We start from the raw sequence: 18,951 nt of genomic DNA, 5'->3' as shown, positions 1-18,951 counted from the left end.
CCTGCTCTCTGCTCTATTAACCTTCTGACAAAAATTTAAGCGTATGTCCCCAATAAAAAAAGAAAACCTGCAGGCCAATGGCCTGCAGGTTCGTTGTAACAGAAACATTTTATTTTTCCCCTTGCCCGTGCTGATTCTGGATAGAATTCAATCTCTTCTTCTCCTCAATGAACATTTCCTGTGCCAACTCAAAACCCTGCCCTCCCAGGGAGAGCTCTGCCTGACGCATCGCCTGCTCGGTATGTGCAAGGCGCTGCTCTGCTTGCACAATGGTCTGCAGTGTCGGATGTGACATGGCCTGAGAAACCGCATAGTGAAGCTTGTTCACCGCATTTTGCGCCTGAGATACGGTCGTATCTGCCTGCAAACTGGAATCATAACGCTTTGGCATGAGTTATTCCTCCTCGGAATCATATTCCTGTTACCCTTTTAGCATGGGTTGTATAAGCCTCCCTTATTCTTTTTTTGAAATCTTGATCAAACTTTATCCGGCAAAAATGCGTTAAAAAGACAGAAGAGTGTATGAGAACAAGAACAAGGAGGAATGCAGCTTGAGCACAAGAGGATTTCGTTTACGTCTGCTAACTGTATCGATACTGTTCATTTTGTTATTTTTATTTTTTATATTTTGGACTCAGCGCCCCGCAGCCTCAACTTACGAGATTAAAGGGTACACCTCATCAGCTCTGCATAAGGATATTCCCGTACCCGCCAATGCCAAACTCATTGAATCCAAAGCATATTCCGATCACCCCACACTGGAACTTAGCGAAACTTATGAATTGAAACATATTGGAGGTGAGCAGGGGCTGTATCCTCCAGTTGATTATTTCCAAAAGCTGCATGACGCTGGTTGGGTGGAACTGAAGGAGGAACGCCTGGGCCATATGCACATTCTGAACAAAGGAGATATCAGAGTTGCCATCGAAATTCGGGAGAATACCTTTCAGCTATTTTTGCTCCATTCCGATGAAGATGTCCATCAAAACAGAGGCTGAAAAAACAAAGCCACAATGCAAAAAAAGGAGAGGCATAAGCCCCTCCTTCGCGAGATATGGAACATCCACTTATTGCTGATACCCCGGTGAATCCAGCATATCCGATTTTGGGTTACTTAATGAACTTTGCAACCTTCGTCAGCACTTCTTCTTCTGTAGGAGCACTGATATACCGGCCATTGATGAAAACAAAAGCACGCTTCGCACACGGGCCGCAATAAGATTTACAGCCGATCTTGATCTCTGTGCCTGGCGCCATTTTCTCCAGCTTGGGCACGATCGACTTCAATCGAATATAATTACATTTTTCGCATACGCGGATATCGTTAGCCATGATTTCCCCTTCTTTGCTCCCTTAGTGGTCGCCGTGGTTACCTTTGGATGGATTTGTGATCACAAACCCTTCCTGAGGCAAGTAGAGGTAATCAATTTTGACGCCATCCAGCATAGGCTGACCATTTTCCAAAATAACGTCAATGCCTTTATCTGTAGACACCACGGTATCGTTATCTCCAGGCGTATCCAGATCAAGTCCGTAGTGAGCGTGATCTCCGTGTGCATGTGTAATTACAACACGCAATAATTTACCTTCGTTCTCCGGCTTGTCCAGTTCAAGCTTCAACACTTTCGCTGCGTTACGAGTAATTTTGCAGTTCATTCGATTCATCTCCTATATTGTCATTGCTGGTTTCAACAATTTCAGCATTCATTTAGACTCCAGCATCTATTGTAAAGAAAGTTGCAGCTAATCGCAATAACATTGATGTGAATAACCTACAGAATGCCACTTGTTATAAAAAAAACAAACAACGAACACCGTTCACGGCGTCCGTTGTTGTCCAAGCCAATACACCTCTTTCCCCGCTCATCTCCTATCAGAGCTCCCTTCTTCACGTGACCCGTGGGATAACAGGGCTGTCAGCAGCCTGCCTACTTCCACACAGATGTCATCGAACTGCTCCACAGGCAGCGGATTCACACCGAGACCTACTTCTACCGTAAAACCTGGCTTTCCAAATGCCTGAATGAACCAGTCCTTATACCCGGCATCGCTGCTGCCAAGCTTCACGGCTTTATAACCTGAAGCTTTGGCAAGCTTGCGCGACAGTGGCGCACTCTCTCTCGGCTCCAGATCCCTGTAATTCCAATAGATCTCCTGCCCCTGACTATGCAGGGAAACCACTGCTGCAAAATCATGCTGCTGTGTCCACTGCACAAGCGCCTGTGCCTCCGGTTCCGTTAGCGGTGCGGTTCCCGCATAATCCCGAGGTCCAGGCGAAGTAACCCCTCTGCGCGCAACCTCCTCTTCCCAATAAGCCGGGAACTGATCATTAAGATCCACTCCGCGGATATTAGCCTTCCAATGCGTGAAGTGTGCACGACCGCCGTTCCATTCGAGTAATCGGGACGCATACATATGATGATTCACCACACCCTCCTGAACCAGCTCCACCCCATCTGGATTGACCATAGGCACGGCCCACAACGTCGTTTCCTGCATCCAGCGCTTCGGATCGGATGAATGCCACATTTCATCTGAATGATAGGCAGCAGCATATTCTTCGATACATCTCATCAGCACCGGTGAAGTCAACCATTCATTGGCATGCACAGAGGCATTCACATGAATGTGACGCGGGCCATTGCCGATTCGTACATAAGGCAGCTCTTTCCCCATCACACTTGTACCGATCGAGCCTGATTTAATGCAGGAATAACGCGCCTCCAATCGCTGTATGTCTTGCATCAGTTCACGATATCCATATTCGCCCTTGATATTCACAACTCTGTCTCCCCCGGCTTCAGGAATATGGATGCAGCAGCCGCTCCAATCCTGTATACCCGCAAGTTCGGGGTTCTGCTCACGCAGCTCATGCTCCGTTAACCCGAAACGCTGCGCAGTTTGGTGTACAGACTCTCCAGGGGGCACAGCATATCTGCGTCCCGTCCCTGGCAGCACACGCAGCATCTGACCAGCAAGCAGATAGGGCTGAGCAGCAGCTTCAGGATTCAGTGCACATAACAATTCCTCGGTCATCCGATATGCGGAAGCAATCCGCGGCAGTGTATCTCCTGTGTTCACGATAATCCATTGCAGTTCCATATTTTTCCCCTTCCCACGGACTCGACTCTCCCTGCCTGGTTCTTGCCTGACCGTGTCTGTATTATACGTATGCATGCCCGGTTGTCCGTCATGTGACATCGTTCGCAGACTTCTTTGGGGCGATCACATTACGAATACAGAAAACATGAGCACCACTGGAAAACAAAAAAACGGACCTGTAAGGACAGGTCCGAAAATAGCTGAAGCACGTATCAAAAACATATTATTACAGTTGCGTAACCTGCCAGACGACAGGTGTCTTGGAAATCTGTTCCCCGAGCCATTGCTTTGTAATGTTCTGGAACATCCGTGGATCACCTGTACAGAAAAATTGATGCACAGGCGTTTCATCCCCACTGGCCAGTTTGCGTTTATCATACAATATCGTACTGATTTCCCTTGCTGTTTCATCAGCTGAGCTAATAAGCTTCACGTCCTGCCCCATCACATCCTGAATGGTATCCATCAGAAACGGATAATGTGTACAGCCAAGAATCAGACAGTCAATCGGCTGCCCTTTAATATCTCCTAGCGCCTGATCCACCGTACGGGTTGTGTGTTCGGAACGAAATTCACCCTGCTCCACCAGCGGCACCAGCGCCGGACAAGCCTGACTGACCACATCCACATATGGAGACAGCTGCTTGAGTGCCGATGTATATGCTCCACTTCCGATGGTACCTACCGTTCCAATCACGCCAATTCGCCCGGTCCGGGTTGCCATAATGGCCGCTCTTGCCCCTGGGTGGATCACACCGATCACAGGCACATTCACCTTGGCCCGAATATATTCCAGTGCGGCGGCTGTCGCGGTATTGCAGGCGATAACGATCACTTTCGGATTGAACTGGATCAAAAAATCAACGATTTGCTCCGTAAATTGTTTCACTTGTTCGGACGAACGGGGTCCGTACGGTGTTCGGGCAGTATCCCCAAAATAAATGATCTTTTCCCGCGGGAGCTGACGCATCACTTCCTTTGCAACCGTCAATCCCCCTACACCGGAGTCTAATATAGCAATAGCTTGCTGCACGAACACACCGCTTCCTTCTTCATTAAATTCATTCTGAGTCATAACACATATCAAAAAAACTTGCACCTGTTACACATGCCAAAAGCCTTCTACCTATATTACTCACCACAAAAGCTTTCTGACTAATCTATGAAATTATCGGCAAAAAGGTACCTACATCTTACCCGATTTCATCGTCGTGTTCAAATTTCAATCCGTACAGCCTGCTGTCATGCAGGGCAATGGACACACAACAAAGCAGGCTTTCCTCCGCAACGGGGAAAGCCTGCTCATATCCAATCAAGCTTCTTAATTCTCGGCTTTGGACTCGTCAGTTACAGGAAGCTGAACAACATTACCCGTTTCCCGCTCTTCCGATACAGCTTCTGGAGCCAGATTTTGCGCCTGTTCCTGAGACTGAATCTCCTCAGACCGAGCTTGACCTTGCGCATGCTCTTCTACTTTGTCTGTATCCGTAATTGTGGCCGAGATCCGGATTTCCTTGCCATCCGAAGAACAGCGCCAGGACTGAATATCCTTGATAACCACATCTGCTGTTTCCTTGACTTTGGATACGAGGTGCGAGCTTTGCTCCCCAACTTTGAAAGCCAGCTCCTGCCCTTTATCCGATACTTGGCGAGCGCCGTCCGTGATGTCCTTGCGAAGCTCACGTCCTGTTTTCGGTGCAAGCAGCAGTGCAGTGACTGAACCAACAACCGAGCCAATCAAAGCACCCCATAACAAGCTTTTGTTCGAATCTTTCATGATTCATCTCTCCTTCAAGTTTGATTTAGGCATCGGTCTGCACAGCAGCACAACGTACCGCTTCCCTGGGCTAATGCCTACCCTGTTGATGCATTATAAGCATGAAGGGCTTGATCTGACACTCTGAATTGGAAAAAAAGTGAACTTATCCTGCTCTGACTTAGACTGCCCATTGCTATTTCATTTTATCGGGCTGACTGCTGTACAGGCACAGCATGCTCTTCTCCCGGATCCAGATCAATGACATATCTCCCTGGTGCGATTAAAGCACTCTGATGCTCACAGCGCCAGCGACGTCCACCGGATGAGCCTAATGTCTGACCATCCTGAAGCACATCTCCCTGATCAAATATGTAATATGCAGCGCCAAGCAGCGTCTGAGCGACTGTATCCGGCTCAAGGCCCGTGAAGTGGCATTGCACATCCGGCACACCGAGAGCTGATAAACCTACCGTGTCCATCACTAATTCACGCTGCTCTTCCGTACCTCCGGCCTGATACATCCGCACATTCATCGCTGCATAGAGGTGCTCCTCACGTTCCTGCGACTCGACATAACTTGCAGGCTCAACGAGCTTGTCGCTGCCATACCAGTAAAGTGCATCACAATCTAACGTATCCAATACAGCCAGTACCGCCTTCTGGAAAAGAGCCAAACGTTTCTTGCGCGGCATGGCAGCCGTAAACAAATCGTGAATACGAATGGCGTACCTCGCAGAAGCTACAGCTTGTCCCGCCTCAGGCCAATGCCAGGCTTGCTGCAGTGCCCCGGCAAAACGCTTGCGCTCTTTAATCTCATGTACCGGAAGAATACAGGTCTGAGCCGGAATGCTGCCTTCCTGAAAAGCAACCTTATGGGCCATATGATAGAAAAGGAGCATCTCTTGCGAGTCCTGCTCGTTCTCCCCCTGCTTGACATCCAGTCGGCCTTGTCCTGTGCGTTTAATCAATGCCTCCTGCAGCACATCCCGATTTATTTCCGGCTGCTCTCTGAACAGAAATTCAACCATGTATACGGGGTGAAAACCTGAAGACAGCTCATCCCCTTCACGACCTGAGATGGTTTCTTTCGATTCCTTGGATTCTTTAGATTCCTTGGTTTCTTTGAATTCTTCATTTCCCATACTGCTTCCCTCATTCCTTACTCTGGCCCTTGGCCTTCTTTTCCCTGAAAAGGACCAAGTTCTTTTTCCACATAAACGCTGACCTGGTCAGAAAATTGTTCCAAAATTTCCGGCAAAACTGCGCTTAGCGGATGCAGCACTTCACGCTGCCAGCTGAAATAATCTTGTACGAGCGGTTTACGCAATAAGACAAGCTCGCGCAAAACGTCATACGTAGATTCATCAAACACCTTTTCTTCGTAGTTAATTTGAATGATATCATCATAACTGCTCGCATCTCTCATAATGAAGCCGTCAATGAGATAACTGCCCACATCGGTCACAATTTCGATAGCCAGATGCAGACAGCGCTCCTGTACCATTCCTAACACCAGACCACCGTCCCATGCCTGTACAGCATGCCTGAGGCCTTCAGCCACCTCAGGTACGGCCTGAAGCCGGCGGGCGATCTGTTCCCTGTTCACATAATACATTCATTCACTTCCCGTTCAGTGAGTTATCGATTTCGTTTGCCTCTGCGCTTGAGCCAGAAGATCATAACAGGGCAAGCGATCAGAAACACGATAAAAATATATAGAAATTCCATAACGTCTCTTAAATCGCTCATGCAGATTCCCCTTTAAACCCGTAGTAAGATGTCTGACTGATCAGAACTCATAATCAACAGCAATGGATTGCTCTCTAACCTCGTTCATATACTTGATCACATCCTGATGAAGCGGGTGAACCTGGTACGCCTGAAGATCTTCCAGTGAAGCAAACTCCGCAGTTAAAGAAATGTCGAATGATCTGTCTGAGCGCAGGACGTCAATCCCTACATCAAGTGAGATCAGCACATCAATCTTGCCTTCCAGATTACGAAGAACCTGAGCAGCAGCTTCAATACTTTCCGCAGAGCGATCTTTCATTTTGAACAGGACAATATGTTTAATCATCTGGCCAAACACCTCGTTTGATTTGATATAGTTGGATGTTCTTGCAATGTTTCGTGTATCCAAAATATATCATAACACTCTCTAATACGAAAGGATGCCTGCATGCGTTTTCCTGACACCAACAAATTTAATCCGGCGATCCCTTCCTGGATTCCGGCTGCGCAGCAGAAGGCGCCTTCCCGTTCTCTGGTTTTTCCTCTTCATTTCTCTGTTTCTCCCCTTCATTGGGGGGTGCTCCAACAACATGTTCTGTATCCGTTTCTGTATTTGAAGAAGGATTTGTGGAAGACGGCCCCGGCTTGGCCCATTCGCGGTCAGGCAAACGCCCTTGTTCCTCCTGTTTTTTAAGCACAGCTATGGCCTGTCTAAGCTTGTTCGGCAGGGGCAATCCTATTTTGGCGTAATTTTCAGTAATTGAGATCAATTCATTCACCAGATAAAAGTAAATAGCCCCTCCTTTGATAATGTCGGTTCCCATGATCAGATCAATTCGGTGAGCCAGCAGAACAACCGTCAACATCAATCCCTTACGCGCGATCCCCCAGAAGCCAATCTTGCTATTGAGTCCCGTTCCCGTCCTCACAGCCGCCGCCAGACCTGTAACATAATCAACAGCCATAGCGATTGCAAGCAAACTAAGCAGCTGATCCCAGCCTCCAAAAGCAAATGTTATAAACGCGCCTGAAATGGCAGTAAACGTACTCACCGCTGGACTCACGTTCCTCACCTCTCCCTTGTTTTCTTTTCTCCGAGGTACCCTTCAACTTCGCTTGGAGTACTCTACAATATATGTGAGAATGAGAGATTGTGACAGTTCAACTGCCTTACTGAGGATGCGGATTTATCATTTCAGATTTGCGCATATCAGAGTCATTTCAAATTAAAAAAAAGCATGTTTACGAATGAGAATACCGAGACAAAAACAGCGTGATGTCAGCAAAAAACACATAAAAGTCCCAAAGACCCATAAATAGTTCTTCAGAATCATTTATCCTTAAATACCGCACAAATCATTCCATCATTTTTAGTGAATCATTGTAATCTAGGAATATACTAGGATGTGTTTAGCGTGAAGTCTAGTTCATAGTTCCCTCTTTCATCTGACATCACGCACTTTCGGTTTTAAATCAGGTAACTGGGACACTTGAAGTGCCTCTTTTTTTATTGTAGTATTTGGTTAAAAAAAATCGGAGGAAATATGCCTAATCAACCAGAACAACATTCCATCCAGGCGTGGTCTCTGATCAACCGTAAATATTTGGGAAAAGGTGTCCGTGTCAAGCGGTTCCGTAAACCGACACGCTGTCAAATCCGCAATCGTGTTCTTCTTGCCGTGCTGATGGCCAACGATATTAAATTGTCTCAGCTCGCCGAAGATCTCTCGATCTCCTCACGCAGTGTAAGCGCGTGGGTGTATGAAGGGCGAATACCCGGCAGCACCAATCTGGACAAAACCTGTCAGTTGCTTGGCTATCCGCGCCATATTCTCTTCAATGAAGAAGTCGTGCGTAACAGTCCTGTTATCTGTCAACCCGAGCCATCGCGCTTTATGAAGCGAACGGTCACCCGCTCCCCGGTGAGCAACCGTATTCTGACTGGCTTGTGTATGGTCCATGATTTGTCGGTGACAGATGTCAGCCACTGGATCGGGGTTCACCCCGGCACTTTCCGCAAATGGCTGCATCAGGGAACGCTGCCTTCTGCCGCGTTTCAGGAACAAGCGGAGCAATTTTTCCGCATTCCGAAAACTATTTTGTTCGCAGATATCATTCTGAAAGATCACCGGAACCAATAATTACAAAAACAGCGAACAGCCAAAAGGCTTTGTCTCCCTCAGGGAAGACAAAGCCTTTTTAAATACAAGCAGTTCAAACGCTCCAGATTAGCCCGCTTAATTTCGAAGACTTATAGATATAACTGATGCATAGTTTTCCCGCAAATACCACAAAATGATATCATACAGCGAATGTCTGCTTACATATTCTCCACGCCTCCACATATAAGTCAGAAGATTGTGCAGTTGCTGTATACTCCTATCCAAAGAAACAGGTGAAACCATGAAGTCACTCAAACCGATCGGACTCTCACTCGGCTTCCTTGCAGGTACCACATTCGGAAGCGGTATTGCGTTTCTGTTTCGCTTCGCCCCGTCGCCTCTGATGTGGTGTGTTTCCTTATGTGGCGTGGCTGGAATGTTATTTGGCTTGCTCACCACCATTATTCGGCAGAGCCGTACCGAGGAGTATAGGCCATGAAAACAAAAAAAGGTTTGTACACCACCACATTGGGTATTGTACAAACCTTTTTTATCTGATGCGGTCGAGAGGACTCGAACCTCCACGGGGGGTTAGCCCACACGGACCTGAACCGTGCGCGTCTGCCAATTCCGCCACGACCGCATATATTGCAGCTTCTCATCAACGATGAAAATTGCATCCGGTGAAGCAATTCCTTGTTTTACCGTAATTCAGAGTATACATGTTCCGTAAATATATTGCAACAACTTTTTTATACACCTGTCTTAATGGGACATTTGTCCTTTTTTGTTCTTTGCAAACCGCCTATGTTTAGGAACGTACAGTTTGATCTAATTGAGAAAAAAGGATAGGAGGCTTGCATGAGATGAAATCACAACTTTGCTTTGTCGGAGCAGGCTTTCACGCCTCCACAAATATTTTCCCCGCCGCAGTTGAAGCAGGCGCATACATTCAGGCTGTAGCTACACGCCACCACGAGCGCTCTCAGGCTGCCCTGGTCCGGTTTGGCAGTTCCGGTCACGCCTACGATGATGCAGGGCTCATGCTGGAACGTGAAACATGTGACGGTGTCGTTGTTGTTGCGCAGCCTGCAGATCAAACCAGACTTGTTATGGAATGTATACAAGCGGGTCACAATGTATATGTGGACAAACCGCTTGGCTGGAATGAGAAAGAAGCCTTGATGGTTGCCAACGCGGCAGAACAAGCAGGAGTTATCGTCATGGTTGGTTTTATGAAAAGGTATGCACCGATTTACCAGCAGCTCAAGGCACTGATCGATGACGAAACGCTTGGCAAAGTCCGTTCATTCCAGATTAAATTCGCTGTAGACAGCACGCCCTTCTGTGAAAATGAGGAACAGTTTATGAAGCTTGCCGCCATACATATGGTTGATCTGATGCGTTATCTGTTTGGAGAAGCCCTGCAGGTAACGGGAACGACTGTGCGTGACGGAAAAAATATAAACCAGAGCATTTCCTTCATATTTGATAAAGGGATAACAGGCAGCGCTTATTTTACCGGTATGAGTGCTTGGTCACGTGAAAGCGAAAGTGTGCTCGTAACATTTGAAAATGGATTTGCCCTGGCCGATGAGATTAACAAACTCACAGTGCATACTTCCCGTAAGGGAGATTTGCTGCCATGGAAATCTCTTGAGGAGCATGATTCAGTATATACCCCCTCAAACAGCCCGATGTCCGGTGCATTGAGAGATCTTTACCTTAGAGGATTCGTTGGCGAAATGGCTCATTTTATCGCCTGCTGTCAGGAAAAATCCACTCCTCTCTCCAGTGCCCGGGATAATGTGCATACCATGGCTTTATGTGATCGAATTCTATCCTCTTTCATCTAATGTTCTTGCACACTCTTCTCAGGAGAGTTTACAAATAGAAGCAGACCCTGCATTAAGGGCCTGCTTCTACTTCTGTTTGCTGCTTATCTGTGTTCTATTTTTCTACCGACTGAATCACAACCGTACGATTACGCCCCTCTTCCTTCGCCATATACAACGCATTATCCGCCAAGTGGAACAATTCGGTTTCAGACCGGGCATGCAGCGGAAATTCAGCAATACCTGCCGATATAGTTACGGTGCGATCAACTGCCAGTACACTTTCTTCAACAGAAATTCGGATGCGTTCAGCTGTCTCATAGGCCATCTTCGAATCATAATTCCGCAGCAGCACGACAAATTCTTCCCCGCCAAAGCGGGAACAAACATCCTCAGGTCGAACAGACAGCTGGATCAGTCTGGCGATCTGTTTCAAAACCTCATCTCCGGTTGAATGACCAAAGGTATCATTAATTAACTTAAAACGATCAATATCCAGCACAACGATGGCAAATGAAATGTGCTCATGAATCCAGTTTTGTATAACCTCTTCGAAGGTTCTCCGATTATTCAGACCGGTTAACATGTCCGTTCTCGCGTCATACACGAGCTGATCAGTTTTATTTCTGAAGTTAGCTATAGCTCCGAGCATGGCACGGGTAATCAAATCAGCCTCCCGGTTCCAGTGCGGCTTTACAACAGGTAATTCTGTCTGTCCCTTGTCTACCTGATGCACCAGATCAGCCAGAAACACAAAAGGCTGTACAAGCTTGCGGGCAACCCTCAGCACAATGAGAGCCAGCAATACAAACGGTATAGAGGTGTAGAGCAGCATCAGTCCGATCTGACGATTCAACTGGTCATATACCATTTGAGTTGGCGATACGATAACTACTCCCCAATCGGTTGCAGGAACTTTGTAGTACCCCGCCAGAGAGCTAACCCCCTCCAGATTTATATACTGCTCCTTGCCAGTCTGACCTTGCAGGAGTTTACGGACCACTGTGTTTTCACTAATATTTGTTCCGATTCTGCTAATATTTGGATGAAACAACGTGTTTCCCCTATGATCAACAATAAAGAAGTATGATCCGTTGTTGGTTTTCAGTTGACTTCCAAACAATAAATCGAGTATATTATTCTCCTGCAAATATATGCTTCCACTAAGCGTGCCTTTATATTTTCCTGTCTTTTCAAAGACCGGTTCGCTGAGAAAGACGATTCTCCGCTTTGTACGCGGTGTCAGATAAGCATCTGATATGTATGAGGCTTCTGCTTTAACGGCCGCTTTGGCGGCTTCAGAGCTAACATATTTACCCACACTAACCTGAGAGTACGGTGACATGGATAACATCAGCCCAGTCTCATCTATTAGTGAAACAGCGTTGAAATAATCACTGCTTTTGCGGATTAGATCCAATGTGTTGTTTAATTGCTCCTTATCCGTATAATCCACATTTTTAAGATAGTCTGCTCCCTGCTTCAAGCTCTTTTGCATCGATTCAAACAAGGAGTTTAACGTTTGACTCATCTGTACTGCACTTGCATAATTCAGCGAAAGAGTGCTGTCAATCAGCGCCTGTTTCTGAGTGGTATATGACGTAATCACCATGATGGTCAACGTCATCAACACCGAAATCGTGACGAGCCCGCTCAGCAAAACGGTAAGACTGATTTTTTTGAGTTTTTTGAATCTTTTGACTTTTCTGCTTAATCTGGATATTGTTTTGTTCACAATCATGTTTGCTTCCCCCGGATTTTCATAAAAAGGCATATCCATTCTATCTTATATTAAAGTTGTTAAGAATCAATAAAGAACATATGATATCTTCACATATTATTTATACGATTGACAATTTCATGACAAATTACAATCCGGGCCTCTCACCAATGACCAAGACTCGCTCACCCCTGACTAGAGTATCACTCACCCCTCAATGATATAACCTTCCTCAAGACGTTGTTCCACAAAACCGGCCATATGCCTCAGTTGAACATCAATCGGACGGTGGCTGCCGATCAGAATGCGATTCTGTACTTCATTCGGCTCCGCAGGAAGTGCAAAGGCACGAGTGTAGTTAAAGTGCGTACCAAGCGTTGTGTAGATCGCATTGACCAGCTTGTCATTTCCAGAACGGCCAAACACATTAAGCAGCACAGCACCATCTGCATCAAGCTTGTCCTTGACCATTGCAAAAAAGGATTGATTCGTAAACTGCTCTGGTGTGCCAGCTGCAGAAAAAGCATCAATGACTACATAATCATATGTTCCCGACTCTTCCTGCTCCAGCAACTCGCGACCATCCCCTATCCATACATCCGGACCTGTATAGCCAAAAAAGTGTTGGCTCAGCCGGACAACCTCGGCATCAAGCTCAGCCACCTTGACCTGTCGATCAGATAGATAAGAAGGGATGGTGCCGATCCCGTGCCCCACCACAAAAACACGATGATACTGCGGATCATTGCGTTCCATTAGATGCAGCATCGCCCGCGGATACTCCAGCACAATTCTTGAAGGCCGCTCCAGATCAAGCGCTCCTTGAACCGCGTCGTCCGAGAACTGCAGTACACGGAACTGCCCCTGTTCCCCGTAGAGTCTCCTTGTATCATATACCGTTAGCTCATGCTGTTCACTTTTATCCCGATATAACACTTTCAACCTCTAACCTCCCTTCTATTCAAACAATCTGAATTCTTACAATCCTTACCACTAACTTGCGAATCATATCTGCGACCGGGTAGCCTCATGTAATGCCTGCACATAGGCAACACCAAGATTGGAAAGTGACGTGCTCTTATGACTGATCCAGCCGACATTAATGGACTCCTCACATTCAAGCGGAACCGGAATAATCTCGTTACCGTTCAGATCTGCACTGAGCACTCCTGTGGAGATGGTATATCCATTGAGACCGATTAACAGATTGAACAATGTTGCCCGATCATTGACCTGAATGCTTTTCGGATGGGATAACGTGCTTAGAATTTCCTCTGAAAAATGAAAAGAATTATACTCCCCCTGATCGAAGGACAGGTAAGGATAATCCTGAAGCTGTTCTATAGCCACAGATGCCTGTCTGGCGAGCGGATTGTTGACACTGATGAAGATATGTGGTTTGGCTGTAAACAGGCTCGTAAACACAAGTCCCGCGTCCTTCAGCAATTTGTTAATGACCTTGGCATTGAATTCATTCAGATATAGAATGCCAATCTCGCTGCGAAGGCTTTTCACATCCTGAATAATCTCATACGTTTTTGTCTCGCGCAGGGCAAGTTCATATTCATCATGACCATATTGTTGAACAAGCTGTACAAATGCATTCACTGCAAAAGCATAATGCTGCGTAGATACCGAGAAATGCTGAGGAGAAGGCTTGGCATTCAAATATCTATTTTCCAGCAGCTCTGCCTGCTCTACAACCTGTCGTGCATAACTCAAAAATTCTACCCCCTCCTTGGAAAGGGTAATGCCTTTATTCGTGCGCTCAAATATCGTTATACGCATCTCCTGCTCCAGATCGCGAATCGCATTGGATAAACTGGGCTGAGAGATGAAGAGCCGTTTGGCTGCCTCATTCATGGAACCGTGTGTAGCAACTTCAATCACATACTTCAGCTGTTGTAATGTCATGGCCTGCCCCCTTTTTCAGTTAAGAAAATGTGTTCTTTTTCTCCAATCCCGTTAGCAAATGCTCATCATTGATTTCGCATTTCTCAGGGAACATACTGCGCTGAGCGAGCTTATCGTCAATAAAATCAATCACCTGCTGCAGCGATGTGATCTGTGCCTTTACTTTTTGCTGATAATTGATCAGCATCTCCCGCTCATCCGGGAAATCATCAAGATCCGACTCCAGCGACATATGCAAAAATGGCTTCATTTCTTCCAGTGACATGCCTGTTTTCTTCAAACAAGTAATCAGACTCATCGTCTGGATATCCTGTTCGGAATAGACGCGGTGGCGGCTCGCCTTCCGCTCGGCACGGGGAAGAAGCCCGATCTTCTCATAATAACGAATGGTATCCTTGGATAAACCCGACCGTTCTGACGTCTCATGAATGGAAAACATCATATGACCACTCATTATCAGCCCTCCTGTAAACATAGTTCTCTCTATCATACAATTTGGAGCCAGCTCCAAGTCAAGTCGAAAATTGTCTCTTGACTTGGAGTCGACTCCAAATTATAGAGTGTATTTCGAAATAACAATACATTCTTCATGGAGGTTATTATGAACAATACTCACTTGTTACGCACAGCCCTTGTTACAGGCTCCACATCAGGAATCGGCCTGGAGCTCACACGAAAGCTCCTGACAGATCAGTGGCAGGTTATCGGTCTGAACCGCTCTGCCTTTCCTGAACACCCCGACATTCAAGCCGCATTGGCCTCAGGCCAGCTGTACGCCGTACAAGCCGATCTGACGAACTACAGCAGCCTTCACGCTGCACTTGAGCATATTCGTTTCAAGACCAAAGCCATTGATGTCCTGTTTAACAATGCCGGGGGAAGCACGCCCAGACTTCTGTACTCAGCCCAAGGTCATGAACTTCATTTTGAGCTTCAGACCGTCGTTCCTTACATCATCTATCGAGAGCTTTACCCTCTGCTGCGTGAAGGACGGATGAAAACCGTTGTCAACACCTCCACAACTGCTTTTCGCATGCTGAAATCATTCAATCTTCAAACTCTGGAACAGCCTGCATCCTTTAAAAAGCTGTTTGGTCCCTATGCTGCATCCAAGCTCGCACTTTCGCTTTGGACTCAAGAAGCTGCAGCTGCTGCCAAGGCAGACGGTATACATCTTCTAAGTGTGGACCCTGGCGGGAACAATACATTAAGAGCTAATAAATTATCGGGCATACCCTTCTATATCAAACCTGTCATGAAATTGTTTTTCCCTCCTCCAACGCGAGGTGCATCCCTGCTATATGCCGCCGGGCTCGGAAACACCACGCATGACTCGGGCAGTTATCTTGTCAACAATAAACCAGCTCGCCTGCGTTTTACCGAGCAGAGTGCTGCTGTGCTGCACCGTGTAGAGCACATCTATAAGCATAAGTTCCAAAGTCCATCATAATTGCCAAGCCCCTGCTCATAGGTGTAATCATAGTGAAAATGCCGTGTCTCAAAGGATTGAGGCCAACAGCGGAAGGAGTTATATCATGAGCAAAGGAAAACAGCCCAGCGGCCAGCCTTTCATCATACCGCAGCCCATTCGCAGTGATGGTGCAGGAGGGCCCGATTACGGACCAAGGGACGTGCTGCGAGACATTCAGAATCCAGATATGCTTGTGCCCCCCAAGACGGATCATGGCTTGTTACCTAATATGAGAATGTCCTTCTCCGATACCCACATGCAGTTAAATCATGGCGGCTGGTCACGTGAGATTACCGTGCGTGATCTGCCCATTGCCACCACCCTCGCAGGTGTGAATATGAGTCTGACTCCAGGTGGGGTAAGGGAACTGCACTGGCATCAGCAATCCGAATGGGCCTATATGATTTGGGGAACAGCCCGGATTACTTCCGTGGATCAGAACGGGCGCAATTTTATTGCCGATGTCGGTCAGGGTGACCTTTGGTTTTTCCCTAAAGGTCTGCCTCATTCCATTCAGGGGCTGGAGAACGGATGTGAATTTTTATTAGTGTTTGATGACGGGAGCTTCTCAGACCTGAATACACTCTCAATCACCGACTGGTTTGCTCACACTCCGCCAGAGGTATTATCGTTAAATTTTGGAGTTCCTGAATCGGCTTTTCAGTCCATGCCCAAGGAACAGGTTTACATTTTCCAGGATACTGTACCCGGTTCACTCGAAAGCCAGGAGGTTGAATCTCCCTACGGCACGGTTCCCCTTTCATTCACCTATTCTTTGCTTGCCCAGGAGCCTCTGATTACACCCGGAGGAAGCGTACGTATTGTGGACTCCACCAACTTTCCTGCCTCAACCACGGTCGCTGCAGCCCTTGTCGAGATCAAACCCGGAGCGATGCGTGAATTGCACTGGCATCCCAATGCGGATGAATGGCAGTATTATCTGACAGGTGAAGGCAGGATGACGGTTTTTGGCGGAGAAGGCAATGCACGTACGTTTGATTACCGGGCCGGAGATGTCGGCTATGTTCCCTTAGCGATGGGACACTATATACAGAATACCGGTAAAGACACGTTATGGTTTCTGGAAATCTTCCGCAGCGACCGTTTTGAGGATGTATCTCTCAACCAATGGATGGCTCTAACACCGCGTGATCTGGTACGTGACAATCTGAATGCCCCTGCTGAGCTGCTGGATGCCTTGCGTAAAGTGAAATGGCCTGTCGTATGAAAATATAAAGAAAGCATCTCTCCATCGATTTTCGATTGGAGAGATGCTAGAGAGCCATCATTTATTTGTTGATGAGATCATCAATTCTTATTTTACAAGTGTCGGTGCCTTTTTCCACAATCCCAGAATGAGACCGGAAATAACGGAACCAATAGCCACCGCGAGCAGGAAGAGCAAGGCATGGTTAGCCAGTGCTGCTACGAAAATACCACCGTGAGGAGCAGGTACGTTAATGCTCCACAGCTGTGTAAGTCCACCTGCTACCGCAGAACCGATAATACAGGATGTCAGGACACGAAGCGGGTCAGCCGCTGCAAATGGAATGGCACCTTCGGTAATGAAGGACAAGCCGAGTACATAGTTCGTCAAACCGGATTTACGTTCTTGCTCCGTGAATTTGGATTTGAAAAATGTTGTAGCCAGTGCAATCGCCAGCGGAGGAGCCATACCGCCTGCCATGACCGCTGCCATCCATGCGCCGTCTGTATTGCCGCTGGAGGTAAATACACCAATGGCAAAGGTATAAGCCGCTTTGTTAAAAGGACCACCCATATCGATCGCCATCATACCGCCGAGCAGCAGACCAAGCAATACTTTGTTACCTGTCCCCAGATTACCAAGTGCATCTACAAGCCATGTGTTCAGGGAACCGAAAATCGGATCAAAAATGTAATATGCAATTGCACCGACGATCAGCAAACCAAGCACTGGATAGATCAGAATGGGCTTCAAGCCATCAATCGCTTTAGGCAGACCTTTCAGCGCTTTACGCAGACCAAGGATTACATAACCTGCGAGGAAACCGGCAGCCAGACCGCCAAGGAAACCGGCATTGGAATTGACAGCCATCAAACCGCCGACCATACCCGGCATCAGGGCCGGACGGTCACCGATACTCATTGCAATGAATCCGGCAAGCACAGGGATCAGGAAGTGGAACGCTCCGTCTCCGCCACCAATCGTTTGCAGCAGCTTCACAATGGGATTGTCAGGACTTGCAATCTGCTCAAACAGGAACGAGATCGCCAGCAGGATACCACCGCCAACAACGAATGGCAGCATGTGTGAAATACCGTTCATCAAATCCTTGTAGATTTTGCTGCCCACGCTCATTTTTCCAGCACTTGCAGCTTCACCCTTGGAGCTTCCGCCTTGACTGCGATAGATCGGTGCATCTCCGTTGACTGCCTTGCGAATCAGCTCTTCGGATTTTCGGATACCATCACTTACAGGTCTTTGCAGCACAGGTTTGCCGTCAAAACGATCCATCTCAACATTTTTGTCAGCTGCGACGATAACCCCTTTGGCACGAGCAATCTCATCGGCAGTCAGTACATTCTGTGCTCCTTCAGAGCCGTTGGTCTCAACACGAATGTTGATTCCCATTTCCTGAGCCTTTTTCTTCAACGCATCCTCAGCCATATACGTATGAGCAATACCGGTAGGGCAGGCTGTAACAGCAACAACAAAATCCTCGGAATTTGCATTACCAACAATGACACCAGCGTTGCTTTTTATGTTGTTAGCACTACTCGATGCCCCGGCCCCCTGTGCTTCTTTCTCCGCTTTGGCTTTCTCTTTCTCAGCTTCCTTCGCAGCAGCCTCTGCCTGCTTTGCATCAAACAAAGCGCTAACTTCTTGAGGCGTATTCGTATTCATCAGCTCCGAGATGAAATCGCTATCAACTAGCAGCCTTGAAAGAGCCGCGAGTGTGCGGAGATGGGTGTTGCCAGCGCCTTCAGGAGCTGCAATCATAAAAAAGATGTGAGCAGGCTGATCGTCCAGCGCTTCGAAATCAAGACCTTTGCTGCTTTTCGCAAAAACGACCGTTGGTTCGTTCACCGCTTTTGTTTTGGCGTGCGGCATAGCGATACCGCCACCGATGCCTGTGCTGGATTCCGCTTCTCTTTTGTAGATCATTTCCTTAAACAGCACCGGATCATTAATTCTTCCGCTCCGGTTCAAACTCGCAATCAGTTCATCAATGGCTTCATCTTTGGTGGTTGCTTGCAGATCCATGATCATCGCTTCCCGGATCATTAAATCAGTGATTTTCATCTTGGAACACTCCCTTGAGTTCGGTTGGCCT

At 47.2% G+C, this 18,951-nt stretch carries 21 protein-coding genes, 1 tRNA gene and 1 pseudogene; 7 read left to right on the top strand and 16 right to left on the bottom strand.

Annotation, left to right across the window (positions count from 1 at the left end):
• Nucleotides 1-109: 109 nt before the first annotated feature.
• Nucleotides 110-391 carry a hypothetical protein gene (locus tag ACQSGY_RS15210; protein ID WP_289374261.1) on the bottom strand — a complete coding sequence of 94 codons (282 nt, stop codon included), beginning with the start codon at nucleotides 389-391 and terminating at the stop codon, nucleotides 110-112.
• Between the two features lie 160 nt (nucleotides 392-551).
• Between ACQSGY_RS15210 and ACQSGY_RS15205 the strand changes: the two genes are divergently transcribed.
• Nucleotides 552-998 (top strand): hypothetical protein, encoded by a 447-nt coding sequence (locus ACQSGY_RS15205; protein ID WP_427052502.1) that lies wholly within the window; start codon nucleotides 552-554, stop codon nucleotides 996-998.
• A 112-nt stretch (nucleotides 999-1,110) separates the two neighbouring features.
• On the opposite strand, the gene ACQSGY_RS15200 is transcribed toward ACQSGY_RS15205, so the two are convergent.
• The 5 genes from ACQSGY_RS15200 to ACQSGY_RS15180 all read right to left on the bottom strand — a co-directional run bounded on the left by ACQSGY_RS15200 (nucleotide 1,111) and on the right by ACQSGY_RS15180 (nucleotide 4,879).
• On the bottom strand, nucleotides 1,111-1,332 hold the full coding sequence (locus ACQSGY_RS15200; protein WP_427052501.1) for a DUF1450 domain-containing protein: 222 nt from the start codon (nucleotides 1,330-1,332) through the stop codon (nucleotides 1,111-1,113).
• Nucleotides 1,333-1,353: 21 nt separating this feature from the next.
• Entirely contained in the window at nucleotides 1,354-1,656 is a 303-nt protein-coding gene (locus ACQSGY_RS15195) for a heme biosynthesis protein HemY (RefSeq protein WP_090920458.1), read from the bottom strand.
• Between the two features lie 207 nt (nucleotides 1,657-1,863).
• A complete protein-coding gene (locus tag ACQSGY_RS15190) occupies nucleotides 1,864-3,102 on the bottom strand; it encodes a M14 family metallopeptidase (RefSeq protein WP_427052633.1) in 1,239 nt (412 codons plus the stop codon).
• 226 nt (nucleotides 3,103-3,328) lie between these two features.
• Complete coding sequence (racE, locus tag ACQSGY_RS15185) at nucleotides 3,329-4,135, bottom strand: glutamate racemase (RefSeq protein WP_289374267.1); 807 nt, start codon at nucleotides 4,133-4,135, stop codon at nucleotides 3,329-3,331.
• Nucleotides 4,136-4,423: 288 nt separating this feature from the next.
• Nucleotides 4,424-4,879 carry a YtxH domain-containing protein gene (locus ACQSGY_RS15180; protein ID WP_427052500.1) on the bottom strand — a complete coding sequence of 152 codons (456 nt, stop codon included), beginning with the start codon at nucleotides 4,877-4,879 and terminating at the stop codon, nucleotides 4,424-4,426.
• Between ACQSGY_RS15180 and ACQSGY_RS15175 the strand changes: the two genes are divergently transcribed.
• A complete protein-coding gene (locus tag ACQSGY_RS15175; protein ID WP_427052499.1) occupies nucleotides 4,878-5,006 on the top strand; it encodes a hypothetical protein in 129 nt (42 codons plus the stop codon). The genes ACQSGY_RS15180 and ACQSGY_RS15175 overlap by 2 nt on opposite strands.
• Nucleotides 5,007-5,064: 58 nt before the next feature.
• Here ACQSGY_RS15175 and ACQSGY_RS15170 read toward each other — a convergent pair whose 3' ends face one another.
• From ACQSGY_RS15170 to ACQSGY_RS15155, 4 genes and pseudogenes are all read right to left on the bottom strand, one after another.
• Nucleotides 5,065-6,003: a DUF4261 domain-containing protein gene (locus ACQSGY_RS15170; protein WP_427052498.1), complete on the bottom strand. Its 939-nt coding sequence runs from the start codon at nucleotides 6,001-6,003 to the stop codon at nucleotides 5,065-5,067.
• A gap of 17 nt (nucleotides 6,004-6,020) precedes the next feature.
• Nucleotides 6,021-6,476, bottom strand: coding sequence for a DUF86 domain-containing protein (locus ACQSGY_RS15165; protein ID WP_427052497.1), 456 nt, complete (start codon nucleotides 6,474-6,476; stop codon nucleotides 6,021-6,023).
• 174 nt (nucleotides 6,477-6,650) lie between these two features.
• Entirely contained in the window at nucleotides 6,651-6,938 is a 288-nt protein-coding gene (locus ACQSGY_RS15160) for a Dabb family protein (RefSeq protein ID WP_111273028.1), read from the bottom strand.
• A 322-nt stretch (nucleotides 6,939-7,260) separates the two neighbouring features.
• A pseudogene (locus ACQSGY_RS15155) lies at nucleotides 7,261-7,665 on the bottom strand (phage holin family protein); the annotation flags it as partial.
• 471 nt (nucleotides 7,666-8,136) lie between these two features.
• Here ACQSGY_RS15155 and ACQSGY_RS15150 point away from each other — a divergent pair.
• Together ACQSGY_RS15150 and ACQSGY_RS15145 are read left to right on the top strand one after the other, a co-directional pair.
• Complete coding sequence (locus ACQSGY_RS15150) at nucleotides 8,137-8,733, top strand: helix-turn-helix domain-containing protein (protein ID WP_184179785.1); 597 nt, start codon at nucleotides 8,137-8,139, stop codon at nucleotides 8,731-8,733.
• A gap of 262 nt (nucleotides 8,734-8,995) precedes the next feature.
• Nucleotides 8,996-9,193 carry a hypothetical protein gene (locus tag ACQSGY_RS15145; protein ID WP_427052496.1) on the top strand — a complete coding sequence of 66 codons (198 nt, stop codon included), beginning with the start codon at nucleotides 8,996-8,998 and terminating at the stop codon, nucleotides 9,191-9,193.
• A 59-nt stretch (nucleotides 9,194-9,252) separates the two neighbouring features.
• Here the strand turns inward: ACQSGY_RS15145 and ACQSGY_RS15140 are convergent.
• Nucleotides 9,253-9,337: transfer RNA gene (locus ACQSGY_RS15140), tRNA-Leu, on the bottom strand.
• A 223-nt stretch (nucleotides 9,338-9,560) separates the two neighbouring features.
• On the opposite strand from ACQSGY_RS15140, the gene ACQSGY_RS15135 reads away from it, so the two are divergent.
• Nucleotides 9,561-10,550, top strand: coding sequence for a Gfo/Idh/MocA family protein (locus ACQSGY_RS15135; RefSeq protein WP_427052495.1), 990 nt, complete (start codon nucleotides 9,561-9,563; stop codon nucleotides 10,548-10,550).
• 94 nt (nucleotides 10,551-10,644) lie between these two features.
• On the opposite strand, the gene ACQSGY_RS15130 is transcribed toward ACQSGY_RS15135, so the two are convergent.
• The 4 genes from ACQSGY_RS15130 to ACQSGY_RS15115 form a co-directional block, all read right to left on the bottom strand.
• Entirely contained in the window at nucleotides 10,645-12,270 is a 1,626-nt protein-coding gene (locus ACQSGY_RS15130; RefSeq protein WP_427052494.1) for a sensor domain-containing diguanylate cyclase, read from the bottom strand.
• A gap of 186 nt (nucleotides 12,271-12,456) precedes the next feature.
• Nucleotides 12,457-13,191 (bottom strand): spermidine synthase, encoded by a 735-nt coding sequence (locus ACQSGY_RS15125; RefSeq protein WP_427052493.1) that lies wholly within the window; start codon nucleotides 13,189-13,191, stop codon nucleotides 12,457-12,459.
• Between the two features lie 63 nt (nucleotides 13,192-13,254).
• Entirely contained in the window at nucleotides 13,255-14,163 is a 909-nt protein-coding gene (locus ACQSGY_RS15120; protein ID WP_427052491.1) for a LysR family transcriptional regulator, read from the bottom strand.
• 19 nt (nucleotides 14,164-14,182) lie between these two features.
• Complete coding sequence (locus ACQSGY_RS15115) at nucleotides 14,183-14,617, bottom strand: MerR family transcriptional regulator (RefSeq protein ID WP_427052490.1); 435 nt, start codon at nucleotides 14,615-14,617, stop codon at nucleotides 14,183-14,185.
• Nucleotides 14,618-14,764: 147 nt separating this feature from the next.
• Here ACQSGY_RS15115 and ACQSGY_RS15110 point away from each other — a divergent pair, with 147 nt between their 5' ends.
• Complete coding sequence (locus ACQSGY_RS15110; RefSeq protein WP_427052489.1) at nucleotides 14,765-15,613, top strand: SDR family NAD(P)-dependent oxidoreductase; 849 nt, start codon at nucleotides 14,765-14,767, stop codon at nucleotides 15,611-15,613.
• An 85-nt stretch (nucleotides 15,614-15,698) separates the two neighbouring features.
• On the top strand, nucleotides 15,699-16,862 hold the full coding sequence (locus tag ACQSGY_RS15105) for an oxalate decarboxylase family bicupin (RefSeq protein ID WP_427052488.1): 1,164 nt from the start codon (nucleotides 15,699-15,701) through the stop codon (nucleotides 16,860-16,862).
• A gap of 87 nt (nucleotides 16,863-16,949) precedes the next feature.
• Here ACQSGY_RS15105 and ACQSGY_RS15100 read toward each other — a convergent pair whose 3' ends face one another.
• Nucleotides 16,950-18,920 carry a PTS fructose transporter subunit IIABC gene (locus ACQSGY_RS15100; protein WP_427052487.1) on the bottom strand — a complete coding sequence of 657 codons (1,971 nt, stop codon included), beginning with the start codon at nucleotides 18,918-18,920 and terminating at the stop codon, nucleotides 16,950-16,952.
• Between the last annotated feature and the right edge of the window lie 31 nt (nucleotides 18,921-18,951).

Source organism: Paenibacillus sp. TC-CSREp1, assembly GCF_050171015.1.
Lineage (GTDB): Bacteria > Bacillota > Bacilli > Paenibacillales > Paenibacillaceae > Paenibacillus > Paenibacillus silvae.
The sequence above is the reverse complement of the archived record's forward strand: the minus strand, read 5'-3'. Positions and strand labels throughout refer to the sequence as shown.